Annotated in this window: 21 protein-coding genes and 1 riboswitch; of the genes, 11 read left to right on the forward strand and 10 right to left on the reverse strand. The window is 32.5% G+C overall.

The genetic code is table 11. The features are described 5' to 3' along the window. Positions 1–80 precede the first annotated feature (80 nt). Positions 81–584 carry a tetratricopeptide repeat protein gene (locus tag ACFPTQ_RS12555; RefSeq protein WP_379777874.1) on the forward strand — a complete coding sequence of 168 codons (504 nt, stop codon included), beginning with the start codon at positions 81–83 and terminating at the stop codon, positions 582–584. A 77-nt stretch (positions 585–661) separates the two neighbouring features. On the opposite strand, the gene ACFPTQ_RS12560 is transcribed toward ACFPTQ_RS12555, so the two are convergent. Then, complete coding sequence (locus tag ACFPTQ_RS12560; protein ID WP_379777875.1) at positions 662–1,189, reverse strand: DUF4252 domain-containing protein; 528 nt, start codon at positions 1,187–1,189, stop codon at positions 662–664. 188 nt (positions 1,190–1,377) lie between these two features. On the opposite strand from ACFPTQ_RS12560, the gene ACFPTQ_RS12565 reads away from it, so the two are divergent. Then, complete coding sequence (locus ACFPTQ_RS12565; protein WP_379777876.1) at positions 1,378–2,835, forward strand: S41 family peptidase; 1,458 nt, start codon at positions 1,378–1,380, stop codon at positions 2,833–2,835. 83 nt (positions 2,836–2,918) lie between these two features. Continuing rightward, positions 2,919–3,533: an N-acetylmuramoyl-L-alanine amidase gene (locus tag ACFPTQ_RS12570; protein WP_379777877.1), complete on the forward strand. Its 615-nt coding sequence runs from the start codon at positions 2,919–2,921 to the stop codon at positions 3,531–3,533. Positions 3,534–3,677: 144 nt separating this feature from the next. Here the strand turns inward: ACFPTQ_RS12570 and ACFPTQ_RS12575 are convergent, their stop codons facing one another. The 7 genes from ACFPTQ_RS12575 to ACFPTQ_RS12605 all read right to left on the reverse strand — a co-directional run bounded on the left by ACFPTQ_RS12575 (position 3,678) and on the right by ACFPTQ_RS12605 (position 11,111). After that, positions 3,678–4,745: a YncE family protein gene (locus ACFPTQ_RS12575; RefSeq protein WP_379777878.1), complete on the reverse strand. Its 1,068-nt coding sequence runs from the start codon at positions 4,743–4,745 to the stop codon at positions 3,678–3,680. Positions 4,746–4,749: 4 nt separating this feature from the next. Continuing rightward, positions 4,750–6,522 carry a TonB-dependent receptor plug domain-containing protein gene (locus ACFPTQ_RS12580; protein WP_379777879.1) on the reverse strand — a complete coding sequence of 591 codons (1,773 nt, stop codon included), beginning with the start codon at positions 6,520–6,522 and terminating at the stop codon, positions 4,750–4,752. A gap of 110 nt (positions 6,523–6,632) precedes the next feature. Further along, a riboswitch (cobalamin riboswitch) is annotated at positions 6,633–6,900 on the reverse strand. Positions 6,901–7,146: 246 nt separating this feature from the next. Further along, positions 7,147–7,668 (reverse strand): alpha-ribazole phosphatase, encoded by a 522-nt coding sequence (gene cobC, locus ACFPTQ_RS12585; protein ID WP_379777880.1) that lies wholly within the window; start codon positions 7,666–7,668, stop codon positions 7,147–7,149. Continuing rightward, positions 7,653–8,465 (reverse strand): adenosylcobinamide-GDP ribazoletransferase, encoded by an 813-nt coding sequence (locus ACFPTQ_RS12590; RefSeq protein ID WP_379777881.1) that lies wholly within the window; start codon positions 8,463–8,465, stop codon positions 7,653–7,655. Before ACFPTQ_RS12590 ends, cobC begins: the two co-directional genes overlap by 16 nt. 42 nt (positions 8,466–8,507) lie before the next feature. Continuing rightward, entirely contained in the window at positions 8,508–10,184 is a 1,677-nt protein-coding gene (gene cobT / locus ACFPTQ_RS12595) for a nicotinate-nucleotide--dimethylbenzimidazole phosphoribosyltransferase (RefSeq protein WP_379777882.1), read from the reverse strand. Between the two features lie 22 nt (positions 10,185–10,206). Next, positions 10,207–10,716: a bifunctional adenosylcobinamide kinase/adenosylcobinamide-phosphate guanylyltransferase gene (locus ACFPTQ_RS12600; RefSeq protein WP_379777883.1), complete on the reverse strand. Its 510-nt coding sequence runs from the start codon at positions 10,714–10,716 to the stop codon at positions 10,207–10,209. Positions 10,717–10,748: 32 nt separating this feature from the next. Then, the gene (locus ACFPTQ_RS12605) at positions 10,749–11,111 is read right to left on the reverse strand and encodes a DUF5522 domain-containing protein (RefSeq protein ID WP_379777884.1); all 363 of its coding nucleotides are present in this window, start codon (positions 11,109–11,111) and stop codon (positions 10,749–10,751) included. Positions 11,112–11,207: 96 nt separating this feature from the next. Here ACFPTQ_RS12605 and ACFPTQ_RS12610 point away from each other — a divergent pair, with 96 nt between their 5' ends. The 8 genes from ACFPTQ_RS12610 to ACFPTQ_RS12645 all read left to right on the forward strand — a co-directional run bounded on the left by ACFPTQ_RS12610 (position 11,208) and on the right by ACFPTQ_RS12645 (position 23,589). After that, positions 11,208–12,350 (forward strand): ABC transporter substrate-binding protein, encoded by a 1,143-nt coding sequence (locus tag ACFPTQ_RS12610; RefSeq protein WP_379777885.1) that lies wholly within the window; start codon positions 11,208–11,210, stop codon positions 12,348–12,350. A 5-nt stretch (positions 12,351–12,355) separates the two neighbouring features. Further along, the gene (locus ACFPTQ_RS12615; protein ID WP_379777886.1) at positions 12,356–13,387 is read left to right on the forward strand and encodes an iron chelate uptake ABC transporter family permease subunit; all 1,032 of its coding nucleotides are present in this window, start codon (positions 12,356–12,358) and stop codon (positions 13,385–13,387) included. Between the two features lie 405 nt (positions 13,388–13,792). Further along, positions 13,793–15,181, forward strand: coding sequence for a dihydrolipoyl dehydrogenase (lpdA, locus tag ACFPTQ_RS12620; RefSeq protein ID WP_379777887.1), 1,389 nt, complete (start codon positions 13,793–13,795; stop codon positions 15,179–15,181). Positions 15,182–15,453: 272 nt separating this feature from the next. Further along, positions 15,454–18,165: an MG2 domain-containing protein gene (locus ACFPTQ_RS12625; protein ID WP_379777888.1), complete on the forward strand. Its 2,712-nt coding sequence runs from the start codon at positions 15,454–15,456 to the stop codon at positions 18,163–18,165. 209 nt (positions 18,166–18,374) lie between these two features. Further along, a complete protein-coding gene (locus ACFPTQ_RS12630; RefSeq protein ID WP_379777889.1) occupies positions 18,375–19,226 on the forward strand; it encodes an energy transducer TonB in 852 nt (283 codons plus the stop codon). Between the two features lie 184 nt (positions 19,227–19,410). Next, a complete protein-coding gene (gene lipA / locus ACFPTQ_RS12635; protein WP_379777890.1) occupies positions 19,411–20,310 on the forward strand; it encodes a lipoyl synthase in 900 nt (299 codons plus the stop codon). Between the two features lie 95 nt (positions 20,311–20,405). Further along, on the forward strand, positions 20,406–21,404 hold the full coding sequence (gene gap / locus ACFPTQ_RS12640; protein WP_379777891.1) for a type I glyceraldehyde-3-phosphate dehydrogenase: 999 nt from the start codon (positions 20,406–20,408) through the stop codon (positions 21,402–21,404). Positions 21,405–21,408: 4 nt separating this feature from the next. Further along, positions 21,409–23,589, forward strand: coding sequence for a response regulator (locus ACFPTQ_RS12645; RefSeq protein ID WP_379777892.1), 2,181 nt, complete (start codon positions 21,409–21,411; stop codon positions 23,587–23,589). 2 nt (positions 23,590–23,591) lie between these two features. On the opposite strand, the gene ACFPTQ_RS12650 is transcribed toward ACFPTQ_RS12645, so the two are convergent. After that, positions 23,592–24,404 (reverse strand): purine-nucleoside phosphorylase, encoded by an 813-nt coding sequence (locus ACFPTQ_RS12650; protein ID WP_379777893.1) that lies wholly within the window; start codon positions 24,402–24,404, stop codon positions 23,592–23,594. Next, positions 24,376–25,401, reverse strand: coding sequence for a tetraacyldisaccharide 4'-kinase (gene lpxK / locus ACFPTQ_RS12655; RefSeq protein ID WP_379777894.1), 1,026 nt, complete (start codon positions 25,399–25,401; stop codon positions 24,376–24,378). The genes ACFPTQ_RS12650 and lpxK overlap by 29 nt, the downstream gene beginning before the upstream one ends. Between the last annotated feature and the right edge of the window lie 44 nt (positions 25,402–25,445).

The following is a 25,445-nucleotide window of genomic DNA, read 5'->3' on the forward strand; positions in this document are numbered from 1 at the left end:
TATTTCCAAAATATTTAACAACCAACACAACTTTGTTTATTACATTGCGTTATCATTTTTAAATAAAAATATAATTTATTATGAAAAACCTCCTACTCTACTCATTACTTCTAATCTCATTTGTAGGTTGGACACAAACTGCTGCTGAAAATTATTTTGACCAAGCAATGAAAAAATCAAAAGCAGGCAATACCAAAGGCGCCATTCAAGATTACGATAAAGCCATAAAAATTCAACCTGATTTTGTTCCTGCCTATTTGAATAGAAGTATGGAAAAAATCAAAATAAACGATTTACAGGGAGCATTAGTAGATGTGAACAAAACGCTAGAAATGCATAATGACAATATTTATGCCTATACAACCAGAGCTAATATTTATTACAAACTCAAAGATTACAAATCTTCGTTAAAAGATTGCGATTATGCACTTCAATACAACAAAGAAGATTATCTTACATACAACCTTAGAGGACTAACCTATATTCACCTTGGAGAGAAAAAAAAGGCCTGTGCTGATTTTTCAAAAGCCCTGAAATTAGGCAGTAAAAGCGCTTCTCAAAATCTAAAAACCTATTGCAAATAAACACTTCAAGAGGACATAAAACAACAAACGCTGTTTCAAAATGAAACAGCGTTTGTTGTTTTTACAAATACTATCGCTTACTTTTGAGTAAGCTTTTTCAATTCGGTTCCGCCTGGAATTTGCATCTTATCAGTCAAAATTGAAATATCCGCCAGATTAAAAACACCTGTCAAAGACATTAAAACTGTTCGACTCATACCATTCGTATCATCCTGAATAAACATCACAAACTCATTCATCACATTTGAATTTCCTGTTCTTTTAACATCAATTGTTATCTGTTTACCATTTTCATTTACCTTTTTTAACTCCTCCATTGCCGAAGTCTTAATGTAGCCATCTGCAACTTCCTTAATTTTCTGAGCTGCTGCTTTGTTCGTAGTTGAAAAAACCCTTAAATCATTCAAATTTTGAATCAACTTTAAATATTGTTGCGTCTCTTTATCAGAAGCATCAACTTTAACTTTACTCATTAATTCAAACATTTTTTTATTCACTACTACCGAAACAACTTCATCTTTACCATTAAACTGATCAAAAACGGCTTGTCCGTAAAACGAAGTTGAAGCAAATGCAACTAACATCGTTAGTATTACTTTTTTCATATCTATATTTTTTATTTAAATAGTTTCTAAATTATTAAATAGGTATAACCATTTCCATGCCAAAAAACGACTTTTTATTTTATTCTCCCAATACATTTAACTAGTTTTATAGAGTATTTCGAAATGAAAGCCCTAAAAACAAAACTAAAGATAGTATTTTTACGTAAATAGCCTAAAAGTTATTCCAAATGAAACTTAAATATAAACGCCTATTATTTCTTTTTATTTCATTATGTTCCTTACAAAGCTGTCAGGATAATGATGACTCATTACCAGAAAACACTGATTTAGATGTCCAAAAATTTATTTGGAGAGGATTAAATGAAATGTATCTGTGGCAGGAAAAAGTTCCAGATTTAGCAGACAACCGATTTACGAACAATTCCGAATATGAAAATTTTTTAAAACCATTTTCTCCTGAAAATCTATTTGAAAAATTACTATACAGAGCACCCGATTCTGATGCTGCTAATCAATATGGTGTTGTAGACCAATTTAGTTGGATAGTAAGCGATTACACCACTTTGGAACAACAATTACAAGGAACTTCAAAAAGCAATGGTGTAGAATTTGGCTTTAGTCGTATTTCACAAAACAGCAATCAGGTAATTGCCTACGTCCGCTACATCATCCCTAATTCGGATGCAGCAGCTAAAGACATTAAGCGTGGTGAAGTCATTTATGGTATTAACGGAACAAGTCTTAATCTAAACAATTATGCCAATTTGTTTTTTAGCAATGCCGAAAGTTACACTTTAAATTTTGCTGATTTAACATACGACTCTAACAACAACCCTGTAATTACTCCAAATGGAAAAAATCTCAGCCTAACCAAAACAACCTTAGCCGAAAATCCAATATTAATTAAAAAAGTAATTACTAGCGGAGCACACAAAATTGGTTATTTAATGTACAATGGTTTTTATCCAAGTTACGATTCCCAACTAAATGATGCCTTTGGTTTTTTCAAATCAGAGGGAATTACAGAACTGGTTTTAGATTTGCGATACAACAGTGGTGGTTCTGTAAATAGTTCGATACGATTAGCCAGTATGATTACAGGACAATTTACAGGTAAAATCTTCAATGAATTAGCTTATAACACTAAAAAATCTTTTCTCAATAAAAAATACCTTTTCGTTAGTACAATTGATGGAAACGCTTTAAATAGTTTAAATCTCACCAAAGTTTATGTATTAACAACCAGAAGCACCGCATCGGCAAGCGAGTTAATCATTAACGGATTAGACCCCTATATTAACGTTGTACAAATAGGAGATTATACTTATGGAAAAAATGTAGCCTCAGTTACACTTTACGACTCTCCTAGTTTGACAAAAACCGGATTAAATAAAAATCACCGCTACGCTATGCAACCTATTGTTGCGCAGTCTCAAAATTCAGTTGGTTTTAGTGATTATTTAGATGGATTAATACCTAATCACCTAGTAACAGAAAGAATAAAAACTTTAGGAATATTAGGTGAACCCAACGAGCCCTTATTAAGTACAGCAATTGGGAAGATCACTGGAACCGCTAAATACACCCTACCAGAAAAAACTACAACCAACTTTATTCATCTTAACGACTCTAAAACATTAAGAGGAATGAATTTGATGTATTTTAACGAGAAATCAGACTTATAAAAAGTAAAAAATATTTTACATAGATACAATAATTTGTTATTTTTAAAGTTGTTAGTTACTAGTAACCATTAAAAACCAACCTCATGAAAAAAATCACACAATTATTATTAATTACTACAGCAGTAATTTTATTGGGCTTTGACAAACCCAAAAAAACAACAATTTCTCCAATACAAGTAGTGATTGATGTAAGCCATGGTGGTACTGACGCCGGAGCTACAAAAAACGGAATTAGCGAAAAACAACTGGTAGAAGCACTTGCTAAGAAAATCAAATCTACAAACAACGATGTTCGCATTCATTTTACAAGAAATAAAGACAAGACACTAACACTCCAAGAAAGAACGGAATATATTAATTCGCTTAAACCTGATTTTGTTTTATCCATTCATATAAACGCAAACAAGGACAATACGAAATCAGGATTAGAACTTTATACGTCACAGGAAAATAAATTCTCAGATAAATCAGTTGAAAAAGCAAACGAACTAAGACAAAAACTTTTAAAACATGACTTTTTCAAATCAAGTTCCGTTAAAACAGCACCATTTTATATCCTTAAAAACAGTAATGCACCAGCAGTAATTGTCGAATTAGGATTTCTTACTAATGAAAATGACTATAAATATTTAACAGATAGTAATTCTCAAGATAAAATTGCGACAACTATTTCAGAATACCTATCGGAATTAAAGTAAAAAAAAGATTTAGACTTTCTAAATAAACACATAATCATAAATTAATTTCTTTCCATAAAAATGCCCCAAATAGTATCTAACTTTTTGGGGCACTTCAATAAAAAAAAAAAAAATGATATACTGTTGTTTGTTATCTCTTAAATTTTAATTATTAAAATAAAAACCATTTGGTCCAACCCCAACTTCTAGAGTTTTTTGCAACACCCCAGCTAAATTATAAATATAAGCTTTACTATCGGCTTTAAAATCGCCACTATCTGCAATATAAATTCTAGCATTTTTTACAGCAAAACCATACAAATATCCCAAATTTGCATTTACAATTGGAGAAGTTGAAGCTGCTGTAGCATTAGAGTTAATTACATAAACGGAATTATTTACTGTGTAATAAATTTTATTATCCTCAATATCCATAAAAGAAGCTCCATCCAAAGTCTCTGGGAATGAAACTCTAGAAACCAATTTGTTAGATAAATTTACTTTTACCAATTCACTTCTATCTCCATAAGGGCTTCTTAAAACATATAAAATACCATTTTCTTGTTCAAGACAATCTGCACTTGAACCTATTTCAATCGAAGATTCCAAAGTTTTTGTAGCAACATTAACAACTAATAATTTGGTACTATTATACGGCTCAGTAATATATAATTTACCATTTTCTAAAACAATTCTATTAGCTGTAGCATTCAATTCAATTTTAGATTCATAAGTATTGGTATTTAAATTAATAACCGCAACATAATCATCGGTATTACCTGTAATTACCGCCGGATCATCAGCAGGTTTACCATATGGAGCATAGGTATTTGCATTAGTTACATATGCTTTTCCATCTTTAGCCACACCATATCTAGGATTTTTTAGTCCTGTATCAATTTTTGCAACTAATTTAAAAGTATATCTATTAACAACATTTATAACATTCGAACCTCCTGCAATAATATAAGCATTGTCTTCGTAAAAAAAGATATTTTGAGCATATTTACCTAGTAAGTCACTTCCATTCGATTTAGTGTAGGCATCTTTTTCAAAGAATTCAAAATCGTCACTAGAAAAAGAAACACTTCCTTGATTTGCACTTCCTTCATTCAAAATAAAAAAACCATTATCATAGGTTCCTTTTGGCTCATTGGATTCATCATTATCATTAGAACAAGAAACAAAAAACATCACACAAAGTGCTGTTAGAAACAAATTAGTCAATTTCATCATATTAGAATTTAAAGATTATATATATATTAATATTTCGTCCAGGCATAATTCTATTTTCCAAACTTTCGTAGGATTTATCAAACAAGTTCAATATTTGAAATCCTATTTTAAATGTTTCCAAAAACTTTAAATCATAATCGATTCCAACATTGGATAGAAAATAGTCTTCAATAATTTCATTAGGATCATTATCGGATCTTTTATAAACAAAACCATTATATAAAAACTGATAATTAACAGACAAATCTTTTCGTGAATAAAAAATCCCAGTAGTCACTTTATTATATGGAACAAAAAATTGCTGTTTCTTAGTATCACTGTTTTCAGATATGGTATGTGCAAAAGTTGTATTTAATGCGACAATATTTTTCCCAAATTGTTTACGCCAGTTCAATAGAGTTTCTGCACCATAACTATTAACTTTATCTGTATTTTGAGGTGTCCATAGACCATTACTACCAGGAACCCATTGTAATAAATCCTTGATTTTATAATAATAAAAAGTTTGCGTTAGGGACAAATTATGGAACCTCAATACATTTCCCAGTTCCACCTGATAGGAACTTTCAGGTCTTAAATTAGGGTTTCCTCCTTGATTCCAATACAAATCATTGAAAGTAGGTATTCTAAAATTACGAGATAAATTAAATTTTAAATTGTAAACTTCAGAAAATTGATACGAAGAACCCAGCGAGAATAATACTGGCGATTTATAATTATTTGTGAATTCTTTTCGAATGCCAACTTCATTTTTCCAATCCGAAAAAAAATCTTGTTTCACCAAAAAAGCAGCAGAACAAATTTTGCGAGTATGATCCCCAAACCCACTTCCAAAACCTTTTGTTCGGTTGTAATCTAACACAGCATTAATTTGAGTAGTATTAAATAACGTATATTCTAAATCGGCTTTAGTAGTCAAACTTTCCGTTTTACCATATGAGAAATCACTCAATGAATTATCAGCAAAATATTGATAATTTTCAAAAATATAAGCCGTTTTAAAACTAGATTTAAATCGTCCAAAATCTCCCGTGTATTCTAATAAATTTCTATTAAAACCATTAACATATTTACTTTTTGTTTCCGATTCTACAATTAATGAAGTATTACGATCTGTATTAGATGTTTGTGTGTAAAATTTAAGTAAATTCTTTGCATTAAGCTTATATCCTAAAACAGCATTTAAAGTTATAATTTCATACTCTCCATTTTGGTTCCAACGTTGTTCCCCTCTCCAAGTATACTTATTTTTATATTTATAATCATTTGTTGAAGAGTTTCTTGAAAATCCAATTTGAGTATTCCAATTTTTATTAGAGATATTGGTTTTATAATTTATTCCAACTGTATTGAAACTCCCATATTCTAACTTCAAACTGTTTTCAAAATGATCATGAAAAAATAAATCATTATTAAGATGCACTGTTCCTCCAATTGCACCACTACCATAGATTAAACTTCCCCCTCCAGCTTTAATACTAACTGAATTATAATCAGACCCTGAGAGTGTATTAAAATCAGTGCTTCCATTCATTTGTGAATTAATATTAATTCCATTCCAAATCACAGCTGTTTGAGAAGACGTAGTTCCTCTAAAAGAAATAGAAGAAAGCATACCACGACCATATTCTTTAAAATATATGGTAGAATTAAAATTCAATAAATTCGTCATCAAACCTTGATTCTTATCCATGATAGAATCATTCAAATTTAAAATGCTTTGAGATGAAGAATATTTTAGAAGTTTTGCATCAGATACGACTACTTCTTTCAATTTAGTAATAGTATCAGCTTGCGCAAGTATGAACTGGCACAAAAAAAACGAAAAAAAAGAAAACCTTATCTTAAAAGTCATAATTTCACAACTCTTTTTCCCGAGAGCTCGATTTAAATTAATATTTAGGCAGGTCTCCTGGCTTGCGTCTTGTTGTTGACCTTCTCATCCGCCGTGGCGGACAATGGTTTTGTAGAAACAACAAGCTTGATAGCTTACAGTTGCGGGTACAGCTCGGGATTTAAGATTTTAGACGAAAGATTTAAGATTTATGATATACATCCTGAAATCTAACTTCCGTTTCTAAACGCTTTCACCTGATTCCCTTTTAAGGCTATTTCTTAAATTGAAAAAGCCACCTCAATACGGCGGCAAAGATAAAACTTAATTTTACAAAAAATAAAATTAAACCTGAATTAATCATTGGAAGATATGATAATAAGACAATAATGATTCTATTAGCGTTAACCCGATATAGGAAATCTTCAATGTTTCACTAAAAACATTGATTAAATTTAATTTATCGACTCCGCTTTTTCTAATGCGGAATTTGAATTAAATCAAATTTCCCACAAACCCATACAAAAACACTGTATTTTAAAGGATTAAAACCCAACAACCAAACTATACTTTTACTTTAATTACCATCCCAAAATCAACTTTGTTAGCAAAAGCATCTTTTAAATCAAGGTTTGATAAAGCGCATAGTATACTTCGAATTACACCTGCATGAGTAACAATAACAATCCTTTTAGCCGTGTTTTGTTGAATATTTACTTTCCAAAAATCCATCACCCGATTATGCAATTCAACAAAAGATTCCCCATTAGGAACAGTCACATTCACAAAATCAGTCATCCAGGGCGTAAAATCAGCTTCAGGAATTACATCCCATTTTTTTAATTCCCATTCTCCAAAATTCATTTCCATCAAACGAGAATCGGTGATTACTTCTGATGATAAATAATTTGCTAATTGAGTACAACGTGACAATGGACTAGAATACACCAAAGCATCTGTTGGAATTTGCTGTTTTATTAATTCAAATTGTTCTATATAAGGTTCTCTCAAATCCACATCTGATTGACCATAACAAATACCTTTTTCGCAAACCGTTTCGGTATGACGTATTAAATAAATTTCCATAGTGCAATTACCGATAAATAAAACACTACTTCACATAGCTGCTGCGTTGCCCCTAAACAATCACCCGTATAACCCCCTATCCATTTTTGAAAATAACGAGCCAGAAAAAATCGGCATAGAAAAACTGGAATCAGCGTAAATAAAATTTGCCAAAAAAAGAAGGACATTATAACAAGTGGAACTAATCCAAAAAAGAAAGCCCCCAATACTTCTCTACAAGAATTTTGTTGAGCAATAGGCTTACTTTTACTGCTAGCGTCCTCGCGAGAGTATTCATGAGTAAAAACTATCGAAATGGCTGCTAATCGACTCAACGAATGAGCAATTATAAAAAGAAGAACGATTCCAAAATGGAAATTCCAGAATCCAAAACCAAAATCTGGAACTCTTGCACTGTTTATCATTTGAACCAAACTCTGATACTTTAACAAAAAAAGTAAAACCAAACCAATAGCACCAAAAGCACCAATAGCACTATCTTTCATAATTAAGAGAATCTTCTCTTTTGTCCATCCTCCTCCAAATCCATCACATACATCGGCAAAACCGTCCTCATGAAAAGCCCCTGTGGTCAGTATACTAGCTATGATTGCAAGAATGACAGCTATTTCCACTGAAAAAACCAAAGAAGACAAATAAAATACTACAAATGAAATTCCGCCCACAATCCACCCTATTAAAGGAAAATATCTGGAAGCTTTATTTAAGTAATCAGGGTGATGATTGATGTTTTTAGGACAAGGAATTCGGGTATAAAATAATAGCGCAGTAAAAAATATATGGAGTTCTTTTTTCATTTTAATATAAATAATTTAAATCTAAAATCTGCATTCTGCAATCTACTTCTCACTCACACCAGCACTTTCAAAACTACTCATTTCATTTAAAAATGCAACTGCTGATTGAACAATTGGAAAAACTAATGCACAACCCGTTCCTTCACCTAAACGCAAATCCAATTGTAATAAAGGGAAAACGCCCAAATACTTTAATAATTTTTTATGTGCTTTTTCAGCCGATTGATGACTAAAAATAGCATTCTTAATTACATCAGGATTCTTTTTAAAAGCCACTAAAAAAGCAACACTACAAATAAAACCATCCACAAGGATAATACTATTTTGCTCACGTGCTTCAAGCATACCTCCAGCTATCTGCAAAATTTCGAAACCTCCAAAATAAGCCAAATACGAGTCTAACTCTTTTGCCCCTTGATAATTCTCGATTGCCTTCCTAAGAATAGCTATTTTAAATTCTAATTTTTCATCAGTAACACCAGTTCCTTTACCCACACAATCTTCAATAGAAAAATCACAAAGTACACTCATTAAAACCGAAGCAGTGGCTGTATTTCCAATGCCCATTTCACCAAAACCAATACAATTAGAACCTTTTTGAGCAATCACATTAACGATTTCTTTTCCTTTTCTAAAACACAATTCCATTTGCTTCATGGACATTGCAGGACCATTTAAAAAAGACTGAGTTCCTTTGTCTATTTTGGCTGAAATCAAAGCAGTATTACTTGGAAAATCATAATTAACACCTGCATCTACAACCGATAAAAAAATTTTATTTTGCTTACAAAACACATTAATGGCCGCTCCACCTTCTAAAAAGTTAGTCACCATTTGTCTGGTTACATCTTGTGGATAAGCACTAACTCCATGTTGGGCAATTCCATGATCAGCAGCAAAGACCACTAAATGAGGTTGGGTTATTTCGGGCGATAAAGTTTGAAAAACAGTTCCTATTTGCAAAGCTATTTTTTCTAGGATGCCCAATGAGCCTATTGGTTTTGTCTTTTGATCTATTTTTTGTTGCAGCATCTCCACAGAAAACATCCCCTCATTTTTCAAGACCTTATAATTTGCTTGTGAAGAATCTTCTACAGAAGTCAAAGTAGTAATTTCGTTAACAATAGGAACTTCTGATTTTTGTTTCCATTGCAATTGTTGCAACATCGGTTGATTATCATAATTGGTGGCAGGTTTGCCTACACAAAAATAGCCCAGTGGTTCTATATGTTCAGGCAATCCTAAAATTTTCTTGAATTGGTAATAATTTAAAATTGAAACCCATCCCATTGAGTATCCTTGTTCAGTTAACGATAGCCAAATATTTTGAGCAGCACAAACAGCACTAAATTTAATTGCTTCATTACTTCCCACAGTTCCTATAGTAAATTGATTCAATACTGATCGATCATAAGCAATTATCAATCCTAATGGCGCTTCTTCGATAGCTTCCAATTTAAGCGCTTGATACTGTAGTTTTTGTGATTCGTTATCAGTGCTTTCAGCAGCCTTTTTATCGTATTCCAAAAACAACACTTTAATCGCTTTTTTAACTTCAACTGAATGAATGAGATAGTATCTTGTAGCTTCTGTCAAACCCACAGAAGGTGCCCAATGCCCTGCTTGCAATGCTTTTTTAATAACCTCATCAGGAACTGCATCATTAGTAAAATGTCGGGTATCACGGCGGGATTTTAGTATTTCATCTAATGTTGACATAGGGTTTTAAATTGAGCAAAAACTACTCCTTTATTATTACTGGAATTCCAGAGACCATTAATATTACTTTATTGGCCTTTTTAGCCAAATATTGATTCATCCATCCCTGCAATTCTGTGAATTTTCGACCTATATGAGTATCTGCATGAACGCCCATTCCTATTTCGTTAGAAATGATAATAATGGTTGCATCCGGTTGATTAGCCACTAATTCAAATTCAGTTTTAGCTTGATTCAGGCTCATTTCGACATCATTTTGAGTATCCACAAAAAAATTAGTCAACCATAAAGTTACGCAATCTATTACAGCGACTTGCCCAGAGAAATCAATTTCGCTTAAAAATTTTTCTTTTTCGATATTTATCCAATGTTCGTCTCTGTCTTTTTGATGGCGGTCAATTCGTTTTTGAAAATCTTCATCCCATTTTCGAGCCGTAGCCACATACATTGGTTTAGATGATAACTCTTTGGCTAAATTCTCAGCATAACTGCTTTTTCCGGAACGTTCTCCGCCTGTTATGAAATAAATCATCCTTTAATTTTTAATTATAAATTGTTAATTATTCAATACGGACAATGACGACAGCCATTTCCACAACAACTTCCTCTTTTTAAATGAAACCAAGCTTTGAAAACATAATTTCCATTCTCTAAATAATAATCTATTCCTTCTATCATTTTTTGAGTCTTAGGCAACTCTTTTGCTTTATTCGTCAAAGCGGTTTGAGGAGTTATAGTTGAGACATATTCCTCAATTTTTATGGAGCAACAATCTTTAAAACAGTTTGAACATAAACAATCTCCGTTTTCAGAAATTGTAAAAATGGGAGGAAAATCATTGCACCAACATTTTTTATCTGGAGCACTATCGCCACAATCAAAGCTGCCCCCACAATTGGAACATTGTTTCACTTTTAGAGTATTCATGAGGTAAAGATAGTACTTGTCTATTTTTTTATCCTAAAAAACGGACTCTTTTTTTTACAAATTCCTATACCTTTGCCCAAATTTAAAATTTAATTAATGAATTTACTTTTCAAAAAAATCATATTTCTGATCGTATTAGTCAACTTTGTTTCTTGCAAAAAAAACGAACATTCAACTACAACTTCTGATACATCACAAAAAAATGAAATTGAATATTCAACTAATCTTTCTATTTATAAATACAAGAGCTTTTCGATAGTAAAAATTAGCAATCCTTGGCCAGATGCTAATAAAGATTTCACCTATATTTTGAAAGAAAAAAATGCCACAATACCTGATAGTCTTTCTAAATACACCTCAATCACTATCCCATTGCAATCTATCGTAGTAACTTCTACCACCAATATTCCTTTTATCGAAATGTTGAATGAAGAAAGAAAATTATTAGGATTCCCTCATACCGATTATATTTCATCCCAAAAAACAAGACAATTAATTGACGATGGGATTGTTAAAAATGTAGGTCAAAATGAACGTTTAGATATTGAAAAACTGATTGATTTAGCACCAGAAGTAATCGTGGCTTTTGGGATTGACAACAATAACCCTATGATTGCCAACTTAGAAAAAAGCGGATTAAAAGTCCTGATTCAAGCTGACTGGATGGAACAATCACCACTAGGAAAAGCCGAATGGATAAAATTATACGCAGCATTGTTTGGCAAAGAAAAAGAAGGAAAAAAACTTTTTGATGCCATTGTAAAAAACTACAACAAAGCACTGAAATTAGTAGCGAATCAAAAAGCCGAAGCTACTGTTTTATATGGTTCCATGTATCAAAATCAATGGTTTGTTGCCAAAGGAAACAGCTGGGCTGCACAGTTTATGAAAGATGCTAAATCCAATTATTTATGGGCCAATACTGAAGGAAGCGGAAGCCTTGGATTGCCTTTCGAAAAAATTTTAGAAAAAGCAAAAACGGCTCAAGTTTGGATTGCAACTGGTTCTTTTAAAAACTTAAAAGAACTAGGTAACAGCAATCCTCATTACAACCAATTCAATGCTTTTACTCAAAAAAACGTATATACTTTTGAAAGTAAATTAGGAGCCACTGGCGGAACTATTTATTACGAACTTGCCCCTAGCCGCCCTGACTTAGTTTTAAAAGATTATATCAAAATTTTTCATCCTGAATTACTTCCGGATTATAATTTTACTTTTGTACAAAAACTAAATTAGTCGAATTGAAAAAACAAAAGCAACATAGTCTTATATTTTTCTTTCTAATAATAGGACTGCTATTTTTATTTTTCACCAATATTAGTTTGGGCTCTATCAATATTCCATTCAAGGAAATATATCATAGTTTGACTGGTGGAATAGCCAGTAAATCTAGCTGGGAATACATCATCATTAATTACCGATTACCAAAAGCAATTACAGTAGTTTTAGTGGGTTTTGGACTAAGTACCAGTGGTTTATTAATGCAAACACTTTTTAGAAATCCTTTAGCAGGTCCCTATGTGCTAGGCTTAAGTTCGGGGGCGAGTTTAGGTGTCGCTTTTGTAATTTTAGGTGCCAGTTTACTTCCTGCTTTTTTACAAGAAATAGTATTATCGCCTTATGGAATCGTATTGGCTTCCACTTTAGGAAGCACAACCGTTTTATTGGCTGTTATTGTAGTTTCCATTCGCTTACGTGATACCATGACCATCTTAATTGTGGGACTAATGTTTGGTAGTCTAAGCTCAGCCATTGTAGGAACTTTAAGTTTTTTTAGTACTGCCGAACAATTACAAAAATTCACCTTTTGGTCACTAGGAAATTTAGGAAATCTTTCGTGGAATTCTATTATTATACTCGCCATTTGTGTTAGTTTAGGATTACTATTAAGTTTGGCTAGTATTAAAGCTTTAAATGCTTTACTTCTAGGTGAAAATTACGCTCGAAGTCTGGGGCTAAATTATCAAAAATCGAGATTAATAATTATTTTGGCAACGAGTATTTTAGCTGGAAGTATTACAGCATTTGCAGGACCTATAGCTTTTATTGGATTAGCAGTACCGCACATCGCAAAATTGGTATTTCAAACAAGCAATCATACTATTTTGTTTTGGAGTACCTTGCTTTTTGGCGCAATGATTATGCTCGTTTGCGATACAATATCACAGGTTCCCGGTGGAGAAATAAGCTTACCAATCAACGCAGTTACTTCTATTTTTGGGGCTCCAATTGTGATTTGGTTATTAGTTAGAAAACAAAAAATGATTGGATAATAAGTTCCATTTTTTCTTAATCAAAATCAGTGATGAAGCGATTTTTGATTTGTAAACTAAACCCAGTAAAACCATAAATTTTCTAAATCCTTAAATTTATTTAAAAAACAAGCTCCATTTTGTTAGATTTCAAATAATCGAGGGTAATAAACAGTATTCTGTTAAAACTTTATCCAATAGGGACTTTCAAAAACAGAAATATTCCTTAAATTCGCAATCTCAATTGATTTTAAGTGAAAGCTGCTTTGGCAAACTTCATTTTTACAACTAAATAAAATAAATAAACATAGAAATGACTTGAGCTTGCTCATCGCATTTCACCAATAAAAAAACAAATAAATAGATAGAAATGACTTGAGCTTGCTCATCGCATTTCACCATTAAAAAACAAATAAATACAAAGAAATGAAATACGACGTAATTGTTTTAGGAAGTGGTCCTGGCGGATATGTAACTGCTATTAGAGCATCACAATTAGGCTTTAAAGTAGCCGTAGTTGAAAAAGAAAACTTAGGTGGAGTTTGTTTGAACTGGGGATGTATCCCAACGAAAGCATTATTGAAATCTGCTCAGGTTTTTGATTATCTAAAACACGCTTCCGATTACGGATTGACAGTTTCTGAATTTGACAAAGATTTCCCTGCGGTTATCAAACGTAGCCGAAATGTTGCTGACGGAATGAGCAAAGGAATTACTTTCCTAATGAAAAAAAACAAAATTGACGTTATCGAAGGTTTTGGAAAATTAAAACCAGGAAAAAAATTAGACGTTACTGCTAAGGATGGTAATGTTACTGAATACAGTGCCGATCATATCATTATAGCTACAGGTGCTCGCTCTCGTGAGTTACCAAACTTACCACAAGATGGTGTAAAAGTTATCGGATACCGTCAAGCAATGACTTTGCCTGAACAACCAAAAAAGATGATTATCGTAGGTTCAGGAGCAATCGGAGTAGAATTTGCTCACTTTTACAACTCTATGGGAACTGAAGTTACAATAGTTGAATTTATGCCAAATGTAGTTCCTGTTGAAGATGAAGATATCTCAAAAGAATTTGAAAAAGCATTGAAAAAATCAGGAATTACTGTGATGACTAATTCTTCTGTAGAGCGAATCGATACAACAGGAAAAGGAGTTAAAGCATTCGTTAAAACAGCAAAAGGAGAAGAAGTTTTAGAAGCGGATATTTTACTTTCTGCTGTTGGTATCAAAACTAACATTGAAAATATCGGTTTAGAAGAAGTAGGTATCGCTACTGACAGAGATAAAATCTTAGTTGATGCGTACAACGCTACCAATATTCCAGGTTACTATGCTATTGGTGATGTAACTCCAGGACAGGCTTTAGCTCACGTAGCTTCGGCTGAAGGAATTAACTGTGTGGAGAAAATTGCTGGTTTGCACGTTCAACCTATCGATTATGGAAATGTTCCTGGTTGTACATATGCTACTCCGGAAATTGCTTCTGTAGGTTTAACAGAAAAAGCGGCCAGAGAAAAAGGATACGATTTGAAAATTGGAAAATTCCCATTCGTAGCTTCTGGAAAAGCCAAAGCATCTGGAAATGCTGACGGATTTGTAAAAGTAATCTTCGACGCTAAATACGGTGAATGGTTAGGATGTCACATGATTGGAGCTGGTGTAACTGATATGATTGCTGAGGCAGTTGTGGCTCGTAAACTAGAAACTACAGGTCACGAAATCCTTAAAGCTATCCACCCACACCCAACCATGAGTGAGGCCGTTATGGAAGCTGTAGCAGCTGCTTACGGTGAAGTGATTCACATATAATCTTCAAAATAAAATTTCAAAATAATAAAATCCGATTGGTGTTTCTACTAATCGGATTTTTTTTTGCTCAAGTAAACTTGGATACTTCAAAAGAAGAAAGTGTTTTTCTCATTATTTCTTAACTATCCTTTATTCTTTAATAAAAACAAAAAAAATCTTACGTAATATTTTTATTTACTATATTTGATATTATCCATTTTTTGACAAAAACCCTTTTATTGTTAAAAAATGAGGTTAAATTCTATCAAAAAAGACCTTAATATCAAATAGTAATGAAGCAAAACGCTATCAAAATCCATAAAAAAATAACTTATATGTATTTGTGCTTGCTGTTTTTAGCTATTCCAAAAATCAAAGCACAGGAAAATAATATAAAAGTAGACAACAGCGCATTTGCCGAAAAAATATACCTGCAACTTGACCGAAAAGTTTACACTAATGGAGACACCGTCTGGTTCAAATGTATCATTACTAATGCCTCTGAAAACATCCCTTCTGTATTAAGTAATGTGTTATATGTAGAATTAATTAATTCGGATAAAAAGCTAATTCAAAAAAAATTAATCAAAATAGAAAACGGAATTGGACAAGGGAATTTTGATTTGGATAAAAAAATCACAAAAGGCAATTACCTTATCAGAGCCTATACTAGATGGAATGAAAATTTCGACACTGACTTCATTTTTGAAGAATACATTCAGGTATTCCCCAATGATTTAAATGGAATAGATGCCATTCAAAACATCAAATTAATTCAAGAAGAAAATGCGAATGACCATTTGGAAATACAATTCAATCCACAAGTAATTGATTCACTACAAAAGAATAAATTGGCTGTATTTCTTACTATTGACGATAAAAAAGACAGTTTGCTCATCAAAAAAAACAAAGACAAATACATTCTAGATTACGAAATTAGCAAAGGAAGTCAATTTGCTAACATAAAAATTCAAACCGAAAACCAAAAAACCTACAGCAAAAATATTGTATTAAACAAAGATTATCTTGATTTACAGTTTTTCCCAGAAAGTGGTGAACTTGTAGAAGGGCTCTCTTCTAAAATTGGCTTTAAAGCGCTGGAAGCAAATGGCAAAGGCAAAGTAATTGAAGGCGAAATCATTGATGAAAAAGACAACCTAATTACTTCATTCAAAAGCAATCCTCTTGGAATGGGAATATTTTATTTGGCAAAAGTTGATCCTAACAAAAAGTATTTTGCTAAAATCAAATCAAATTCGGTAAAATACCCATTGCCTAAAGTAGCTACTACAGGAACTATTTTATCTCTTAACAAACAAGGAAACAAAATACTCCTAAATATTGGGTCTAACCATATCATCAACGATAGCGTGTTTTTAAAAATTTCTTTCAGAGGAATTGAATTACATCAAAAAGGAATAGCTTTAAAAGAAGGAAATTATAGTTCTTACATAACAACTGACTTCATACCCGAAGGAATAGTCGCTTTTACCCTATTAGATTCAAGCAAAAAACCTATCGCAGAAAGACTCTATTTCAATGAAAAACCACAAAGTCGATTAAAAATTGACCTCAGCACTGACAAAGCGAAATATGATAAACGAAATCAAACTACGCTTAACATTCAAACCAAAAATGAAAACAACGAACCAATTAAAGCCAACACTTCTGTTCTTGTGATTCGAAAAGACGAATTAGGAAAGATGCAAAGTTTACGTCAAAATATACTCTCCTATTTTTTAATTGACTCTGAATTAAAAGGAAATATAGAAAATCCAGGTTATTATTTTGAAAATAAAAGCAATAAGCATTTTGACTTGGAGGCACTTATGCTCACTCAGGGATGGAGCAAATATAACTATTCAAAAAACTACCAAAACATTGCTTTTGCTCCCGAAAAATCACTAACTATTTCAGGTAAAGTAAATAGTCTTTTTTCCGAAAAAAAAGGAAAACAAGGATTGGACTTAACCATGATGACTTCTGGAAAAAGCAAAGGCTTTTACAAACAAGTAACAGATAGTTTAGGAAAATTCAGTTTCAATTTAGATGACGAATATGGTAGCGAAATGGAAGTACTTATTCAAACCTCTAAAAGTTCTAACAAAAACACCAATAATCCTGTAGTTATTGATTATAAAAAACCGCCTACGATTTCATTTGAAAATAAACTTTCAATTGAACAAGTAGATAGTATTGTGGCTCAATTCATTCAAAGAAATAAAATGCAAAAAGAATGGAATGAAAAATTAGATATGCAGTTTGGTAGTATTCTTTTAAATCAGGTAAATATTATTAATGAAAGTAATCCCAACCGAAAAAAAGTCACCGAAAGATATGGAAAACCCGAAACCATCATTAGTGGTAAGGAAATACAATCAAAAGAACAAAAATGGTCGTATGGATTATACAGCATACTTCTATTTAACTATCTCGACAAAGTGACTATACAAAGAAATTCAGAACAATTTCTAGAAGCTATTGTCAACAATATGCCTACAGTGGTACTTATTGATGGAATTCCTGTAATATATCATGATTATGTGCATATTCCTAATATCTCACCAAGCGAAGTAAAAAGCTTTGAAATTATTGAATATGCAAATGGTTTTGCACAATTGTACTGCGAGGTTCACCCAGAAATTAGCCCCTGTCCTCCACCTGGTCTTATTTGGGGAAATGTAATTGCTATCTATACCCACGCAGGAATAGGACTTAATGGCGCTTACAAATCAAAAGGAATAACCAAAACAAGTATTCCTGTTTTTGCTGCAGCTAAAGAATTTTATGCTCCTAAATATGATACTATTCAACCAGATGATTGGAAAACTCCTGATTTGAGAACATTAGTACATTGGCAACCCATCCTAAAAACCGATGATTCAGGGAAAGCAACTGCCTCTTTTTACAATACAGATAGTAAAGGAGAAAATACAGTAATCATCGAAGCCATTTCTGAAAACGGAGTTATTGGTTATCAAATTCTTGATTATGAAATAAAATAGCTTAATCTTTTTTTTAAGCAAAAACACCAACAAATAAAGCATTTTCCTTCTTAAAAGGATAAACTTTTAATTCTTAACTAAACTGAATAAAAATTATTTCAAAATACCTTAGGATTTTACATACTAATTTCATAATTTAATCGTTATAAAAATAATACCACATTCGCATACGATTTAACTGAATTTCTTAACCATTAAATCTATAAGTTATGTCTAAACTAAGCCTCTATGAAAACAACTGGATTAACCTAGTTTTCGAAAACCGAAACAAAGAGTACGGTGCGTTTCAATTACGCCAAGAAACAACCAAAACTTCTTTTCGAGCCCTTACGCTGGGAATTGTATTATGTACTTCGTTAATCGTATTGCCCAACCTCTTGCATCTCATTAATGGTAAAGTTGTCTCACCACCACCAACAATAAATTGGGACGAAACGATCATTCAATTAAAGGATATTTATACTCCAGAACAAAAAAAAGAAGCAACACCACCTGCAGCACCACCAGCTCAGAGCCAAAAAGTGACAGATGCAATAGAAAAAACAAAGCAACTGATTAATCCAACAGTAGTAAAACCAATAGAGGCAACTCCTGCAGAAAAATATACTTTAGACAAAACAGAACCTACAGATAAACCAGCAGATGGCCTAACTGTTAGTGGGACAAGTTCTGGAATAGAAGGAGGTGTAATTGGAGGAACTGGAACTGATAGTAGTACGGGTACAGCCGAAGGATCCAACACAGAAGTCATGATCGATGCCGTATTAGACAAAAAACCACAATTTCCAGGTGGAATCGAAAAATTCTACCGTTATGTAGGAACACATTTTAACAGCCCTACTATGGATGAAAGCAAAACGGTTCGTATTTTAGTTTCATTTGTAGTTGAAAAAGATGGAAGCATGACCAGTATTAAAGTGACTAATAAACCTGATGCTGCCTTAGAAAAAGAAGCCATTCGAGTATTGAATTCGATTAAAATAAAATGGTCTCCAGGAATCTACAATGCAAAACCTGTTAGAACAGCCTACAACTTACCTATTGTTGTTCAGGTAGAATAAGTAATATTCGACAAAAATCTCAAAAGCATTCGACAAAAATCGAATGCTTTTTTGTTTTGCAGTAACAAGTATAAAATATAGTAGATATTTAAGCATTTTATAACAAAACTCTCTATAAGCTTGAACATATAAACAGCACATTTTACAACTAGATTACGTATCTTTGCAGCCTTAAATTTGATTTATGGAAACTACTTTAAATACTTCCACAGCAGTTGGAACCCAAGGTACCGCCGAACCAAATAGTACTAAACCAAAATGGTTAAAAGTAAAACTTCCAATAGGAAAAAAATATACTGAACTTCGTGGACTTGTTGACAAATACAGTTTAAATACCATTTGTACTTCTGGAAGCTGCCCTAACATGGGAGAATGCTGGGGTGAAGGAACTGCGACATTTATGATATTAGGAAATACTTGTACACGCTCTTGCGGTTTTTGCGGGGTAAAAACAGGACGTCCTGAAACGGTAGATTGGGATGAACCAGAAAAAGTAGCCCGTTCTATCAAAATTATGAATATCAAGCATGCCGTAATTACTAGTGTAGACCGAGACGATTTGAAAGATGGCGGTTCAATAATTTGGATGGAAACAGTAAGATCCATTCGTAGAATGAATCCTAACACTACATTAGAAACACTGATTCCTGATTTTCAAGGAATCGAAAGAAACATCGACCGTATCGTTGAAGCTAATCCTGAAGTAGTTTCTCATAATATGGAAACGGTGCGCAGACTAACCCGAGAGGTTCGTATTCAAGCGAAATACGATCGTAGCTTAGAAGTTTTACGATACTTAAAAGAAAAAGGAATCAACAGAACCAAATCAGGAATAATGTTAGGACTTGGTGAAGAAGAAGAAGAAGTATTCCAAACCATGCGCGATTTACGCGCTGCAAACGTTGATGTAGTAACCATTGGACAATATTTGCAACCAAGTAAAAAACATTTACCCGTTAAAGAATTCATCACTCCTGAGCAATTTGCAAAATACGAGCAATTTGGATTAGAATTAGGATTCCGTCATGTAGAAAGCGGTCCTTTGGTTCGTTCTTCTTACAAAGCTCAAAAACACATTTTATAATTAAGTCAATTGGGTTATTTGTTTATTCGGTTATTTGTAAAGGATTAAAAATAAACGAATAAACAAATAAACAAATAAACGAATAAACACTACAATTGAAAACAAGAATTGCCATCAATGGTTTTGGTCGTATAGGCCGAAATTTATTCCGTCTACTTTTAAATCATCCAGAAATAGAAGTAGTTGCCATTAATGATATTGCCGATATCCAAACAATGGCTCATCTTATCAAATACGACAGTATACATGGCGTTTTATCACATACGGTAATTGCTAACGAAAATGGCTTTTCTATTGATGAACAAGACTTTTTATTTTTTCACGAAAAAAATATTTCTGACCTGAATTGGAAAGAATTAAATATTGACTTTGTCATAGAGTCAACTGGAAAACATAAAACCTACGAAGTTTTAAACCAACATATAATTGCTGGTGCCAAAAAAGTGATTCTTTCTGCTCCTTCTGAAGTAGACAACATCAAAACAGTCGTTTTAGGAGTAAACGAACATATTTTAGACGGTAGCGAAACAATTATTTCAAATGCAAGTTGTACCACAAACAATGCTGCACCAATGATTAAAATAATTGATGCGCTCTGTGGTATTGAACAAGCCTACATTACAACCATCCACTCATTTACTACCGATCAAAGTTTACACGATCAACCTCATAAAGATTTACGAAGAGCCAGAGGCGCAAGCCAATCTATAGTTCCTACGACAACAGGTGCTGCTAAAGCACTAACAAAAATTTTTCCTATATTAGATGGCAAAATTGGAGGTTGTGGTATTCGAGTACCTGTTCCTGATGGTTCGCTTACTGATATTACTTTTAATGTAAAAAAAGCAGTATCCATAGCTGAAATCAATGAAGCATTCAAAATGGCATCACAAAATGAACTAAAAGGTATTTTAGATTACACCGAAGACCCAATAGTTTCTGTCGATATAATAGGAAACAAAAACTCTTGTTTATTTGACGCCCAACTGACTTCTGTCATTGACAAAATGGTAAAAGTTGTAGGCTGGTATGATAACGAAATTGGGTATTCATCACGATTAATTGATTTAATACTTTTGACCAAACCAAACTAACTAAATGAAATTACAAATCAAATTACTACTGATTTTAGTTTTTTTATTTAAATTCTCTCTGTACTCTCAAAAAAAAGAAACAGACAGCCTAAGCTATTACAAAAGTTTAGCTTATACGAATAGTAAGACAAATAAATACAAAGAAGTTTTATTATACACACAAAAAGCAATTGATTACGCCCGAGAACAAGCCAACCTAAAAGAACAGGCAATACAAACGGCTCAAATGGGTAAAATCTATTTCAGTTTGAAAAAGTATGAAGATGCTGTTGAAAAATTAACAGAAAGCATCCAACTTTTTAAAACCATAAGACCCACTCCAGAATACGCTAAAGCCTTTTATTATCTAGGATTAAGTCAAATTCAGGATTCTAATTTTATTGCTGCAAAAATTAGCATTAATAAGGCCGCTACAATTTCAAAGTCCTTAGAAATAAGAGAAAATGAGGACTTAATTTCACTACAAACAGCCATTATTAACAGGGCAACAAACAACATTGAAGAAGCAACAACGCTATTCAACAACATTATTATCAAACCAGAAAAGCCATACAACCTATATACAAAAGCGGAAGCTTTGTACCAAATGGGGCTTATCGAAAAACAAAACAATCGAAATAATTTGGCATTAAATTATTTCAATAAGGCATTAAATCTAAATGCTAAAAATCAAAATTTAGACCAAAAGGCGAATATTTTATTAGCTATTAGTCAAGTATATGACAAAATGCTGGATAAAAGCAACGCCTACTCCTTTCTAAAATTGCACCTTAATTTAAAAGAAAGCATTGCCATTTCAAACAATAAAAAATTAGGTATAAACGATTATGAAGCGTTCAAAGAAAATCAAAAAAAACTAGCTCTTGCTCGATTAGAGAAAAAGAAAAAAGAACAAGAACGAGATGAAAATTTTTCAAGATTAATCAATTATTTATCTATTGCATTAATTATTATTCTTTCGCTATGGTGCTTCTCCTTGTACAAAAACAATAACATAAAAAAAAGAACTAACTTACTGCTTCAAGAAAAAAACAAAGAACTACGTATAGCTAAAGAAAAAGCCGAAAAAGCGTCAAATGCCAGAGCTGAATTTCTTTCGACTGTAAGTCATGAATTAAGAACACCTCTTAATGCTATTAATGGTATTACGCATCTTTTGCTAGAAGAAAAACCAAAACAATCCCAATTACATTACCTAAGCTCATTACAATATTCAGGTAATTATTTGACAGCTTTCATAAATGACATCTTAGAAATCAATAAAATTGATTCGAATAAAATTGAATTAGAAAAAATCAATTTTGACTTACGAAAATTACTCAACGATATCCAAAACTCGTTAATTGAAGTAGCCACAAAAAACAGAAATGAGTTAATTCTTGATTTTGACCACCAAATTCCCAATAATTTAATTGGTGATCCTATTCGTCTATCTCAAATCTTTATGAACTTAATCAACAATGCTCTCAAATTTACTAAGAACGGAAAAGTAAGCATTGTGGCTCAATTATTAACTCTGGAAAATCAAATAGCAACTATTTCCTTTGAAATAAAAGATACTGGAATTGGTATTCCTGAAGAAAAACTAGAAAGCGTTTTTGAAAGTTTTTCGCAAGGTTCTATCGAAATCAACAGAAAATATGGTGGTACAGGACTTGGCTTAACCATTGTAAAAAAATTACTTCATCTTTTAGACAGTAAAATCCATGTAAAAAGTATTGTAGGCGTAGGCTCAACTTTTTCGTTCAACTTAGCCCTAAAAGTGGCTAAAGACCAAATGGAATTAAAACCCGAAAAAGAAATCACTTTCGACCTTTCGAAAATAAAAGGCAAAAATATTTTAGTGGTTGAAGACAATAAAATCAACCAAATGATTACCAAGCGAATGCTGGAAAATAGAGATATTAACTGTGAAGTAATTGATAATGGTGAAGAAGCCATTGAAGCAATAAAAAACAATAAATACGATTTGGTTTTAATGGATGTGCATTTACCAGGAATCAATGGAACTATTGCCACGCAAGAAGTTCGAAAATTTGATAACAAAACACCGATTATTGCAATGACTGCTATTTCATTGAACGAAAATAGAGAGATGCTCTTGTCTTTTGGAATGAACGATGTAATCACTAAACCATTTATTCCAAATGATTTTTATCTAATGCTGATTAAATTTCTTTCCTAATTTTAGTAATTTAAAATCAATTCTTGAATTAACTTACGCACCTTAGGTTCGGCTTTTCGGGCGGCTTCTAAAACTTCATCGTGAGAAATTGTTTCAATACTTTCTTCATTCCCCATATCGGTAATAACCGAAACCCCAAAAGTTTCTAGATCCATATGACGCGCGACAATAACTTCAGGAACGGTTGACATTCCTACGCAATCAGCTCCTAAAATCTTAACCATTTTATATTCGGCTAATGTTTCAAAAGTAGGTCCTTGCAAACCCAAATAAATTCCGTCTTTGACTTCAATATTATTTTTTTGAGCCAATTCTTTTGCAAGAGAAATCATTTTTTTAGAATAAGGTTCGCTCATATTGACGAATCTCGGCCCAAAACGTTCCTCATTTTTACCGCGCAACGGATGTTCCGTAACCATATTAATATGATCATTGATAATCACAATATCACCTACTCTATAATTCGGATTTACTCCTCCAGAAGCATTCGAAACAATCAATTTTTGAACACCTAAATACTTCATGACACGAACTGGAAAAGTCACTTCCTGCATCGAATAACCTTCATAATAATGAAAGCGACCTTGCATGGCGACAACTTTTTTTGTTCCAATTGTTCCAAAAACTAGTGCTCCTTTGTGACCTTCAACAGTAGAAACTGGAAAATTAGGAATTTCGGTGTAAGGCAGTGTAAATTCGATGGCAATATCATTCGTAAAACTTCCTAATCCTGAACCTAAAATCACTCCATAATCTGGTGTAAAATTGGTTTTATCTTTAATATAACTAACGGTTTCCTGTACAAGTTCCCACATAATCGTTTATTATTTTATCAAACAAATCGGCATTAGAAAGCAATTTACTCTGTATTGGCAAGTAAAATAATTGTTCATTTGGTAAACTTCCTTTTAATCGAACATAATCTTTTTCGGTAGTAACAATGATAGCATCCTGTGCTTTGCCTCTAATTTCCTGAATATCATTTTCTGAAAAATGATGATGATCCGGATAAATTAAACATACATCATTTGGATTCTTTAAATAAGTAAAAAAAGGCTCCGGTTTAGCAATTCCAGCCAAAAGTAATTTGCTTTCTTCTTTTATTTCGGTTACTTCAATTTTTTGATTCTCCGAATAAATGTACTCATCGTAAGCAATACAACTAAAAAACAATTCCTGATAAGTGGCTAAATTTAATTTCTTTTTTATCAAAAGTTGTTCTGCTTCCGGAAGATTAGGCGGACATTTGGTTACCACAACCACATCGGCTCGTTTAGAACCAGTCCGACTTTCACGCAAATTACCTGTTGGCAACATAAAATCATCCGCAAAAATATCTCCGTAAGCCGTTAATAATATATAAAATCCCGCTTTTACCTTTCGGTGCTGATAGGCATCATCCAATAAAATCACCTCGGGTTTTGAAGTTTGAGAAAGTAATTGCTCGATTCCATTTTTCCTATTCGCATCAACAGCCACCTGAATCTGGGGAAACTTTTGAAAAAACTGAAAAGGTTCATCACCCAAAATTGTGGCATTCGCATTGGCATCAGCTAAAACAAAACCTTCAGATTTTCTTTTATATCCACGGCTTAAAGTAGCCACTTTATACTTTTTCGAAAGCAAACGAATCAAATATTCAATCTGAGGCGTTTTACCCGTTCCTCCTACCGACAAATTTCCAACAGCAATCACAGGCAAATCAAAACTATAGGATTTTAAAATGCCTTTATCAAAAAGAAAATTACGAATACTGGTTATCAAACCATACAAAATGGCGAAAGGAAAGAGTATTTTTCTAAGTAAAATCATAAGTACGAAAATATAATATTTTATCTTTGAAATATAATTTTTGT

The sequence above is a fragment of the Flavobacterium sp. GCM10022190 genome, assembly GCF_042656445.1.
Classification (GTDB): domain Bacteria; phylum Bacteroidota; class Bacteroidia; order Flavobacteriales; family Flavobacteriaceae; genus Flavobacterium; species Flavobacterium nitratireducens.

What these genes read in the sequence shown, in the direction of transcription:
- ACFPTQ_RS12605 (WP_379777884.1), bottom strand. Translation starts at nt 11,111, where the DNA reads ATGAATACTCTAAAAGTGAAACAATGTTCCAATTGTGGGGGCAGCTTT.
- ACFPTQ_RS12650 (WP_379777893.1), bottom strand. Translation starts at nt 24,404, where the DNA reads ATGTGGGAACTTGTACAGGAAACCGTTAGTTATATTAAAGATAAAACC.
- ACFPTQ_RS12560 (WP_379777875.1), bottom strand. Translation starts at nt 1,189, where the DNA reads ATGAAAAAAGTAATACTAACGATGTTAGTTGCATTTGCTTCAACTTCG.
- ACFPTQ_RS12610 (WP_379777885.1), top strand. Translation starts at nt 11,208, where the DNA reads ATGAATTTACTTTTCAAAAAAATCATATTTCTGATCGTATTAGTCAAC.
- ACFPTQ_RS12645 (WP_379777892.1), top strand. Translation starts at nt 21,409, where the DNA reads ATGAAATTACAAATCAAATTACTACTGATTTTAGTTTTTTTATTTAAA.
- cobT (WP_379777882.1), bottom strand. Translation starts at nt 10,184, where the DNA reads ATGTCAACATTAGATGAAATACTAAAATCCCGCCGTGATACCCGACAT.
- ACFPTQ_RS12625 (WP_379777888.1), top strand. Translation starts at nt 15,454, where the DNA reads ATGAAGCAAAACGCTATCAAAATCCATAAAAAAATAACTTATATGTAT.
- ACFPTQ_RS12555 (WP_379777874.1), top strand. Translation starts at nt 81, where the DNA reads ATGAAAAACCTCCTACTCTACTCATTACTTCTAATCTCATTTGTAGGT.
- ACFPTQ_RS12600 (WP_379777883.1), bottom strand. Translation starts at nt 10,716, where the DNA reads ATGATTTATTTCATAACAGGCGGAGAACGTTCCGGAAAAAGCAGTTAT.
- ACFPTQ_RS12630 (WP_379777889.1), top strand. Translation starts at nt 18,375, where the DNA reads ATGTCTAAACTAAGCCTCTATGAAAACAACTGGATTAACCTAGTTTTC.
- ACFPTQ_RS12575 (WP_379777878.1), bottom strand. Translation starts at nt 4,745, where the DNA reads ATGAAATTGACTAATTTGTTTCTAACAGCACTTTGTGTGATGTTTTTT.
- lipA (WP_379777890.1), top strand. Translation starts at nt 19,411, where the DNA reads ATGGAAACTACTTTAAATACTTCCACAGCAGTTGGAACCCAAGGTACC.
- ACFPTQ_RS12570 (WP_379777877.1), top strand. Translation starts at nt 2,919, where the DNA reads ATGAAAAAAATCACACAATTATTATTAATTACTACAGCAGTAATTTTA.
- ACFPTQ_RS12565 (WP_379777876.1), top strand. Translation starts at nt 1,378, where the DNA reads ATGAAACTTAAATATAAACGCCTATTATTTCTTTTTATTTCATTATGT.
- ACFPTQ_RS12590 (WP_379777881.1), bottom strand. Translation starts at nt 8,465, where the DNA reads ATGAAAAAAGAACTCCATATATTTTTTACTGCGCTATTATTTTATACC.
- cobC (WP_379777880.1), bottom strand. Translation starts at nt 7,668, where the DNA reads ATGGAAATTTATTTAATACGTCATACCGAAACGGTTTGCGAAAAAGGT.
- lpxK (WP_379777894.1), bottom strand. Translation starts at nt 25,401, where the DNA reads ATGATTTTACTTAGAAAAATACTCTTTCCTTTCGCCATTTTGTATGGT.
- lpdA (WP_379777887.1), top strand. Translation starts at nt 13,793, where the DNA reads ATGAAATACGACGTAATTGTTTTAGGAAGTGGTCCTGGCGGATATGTA.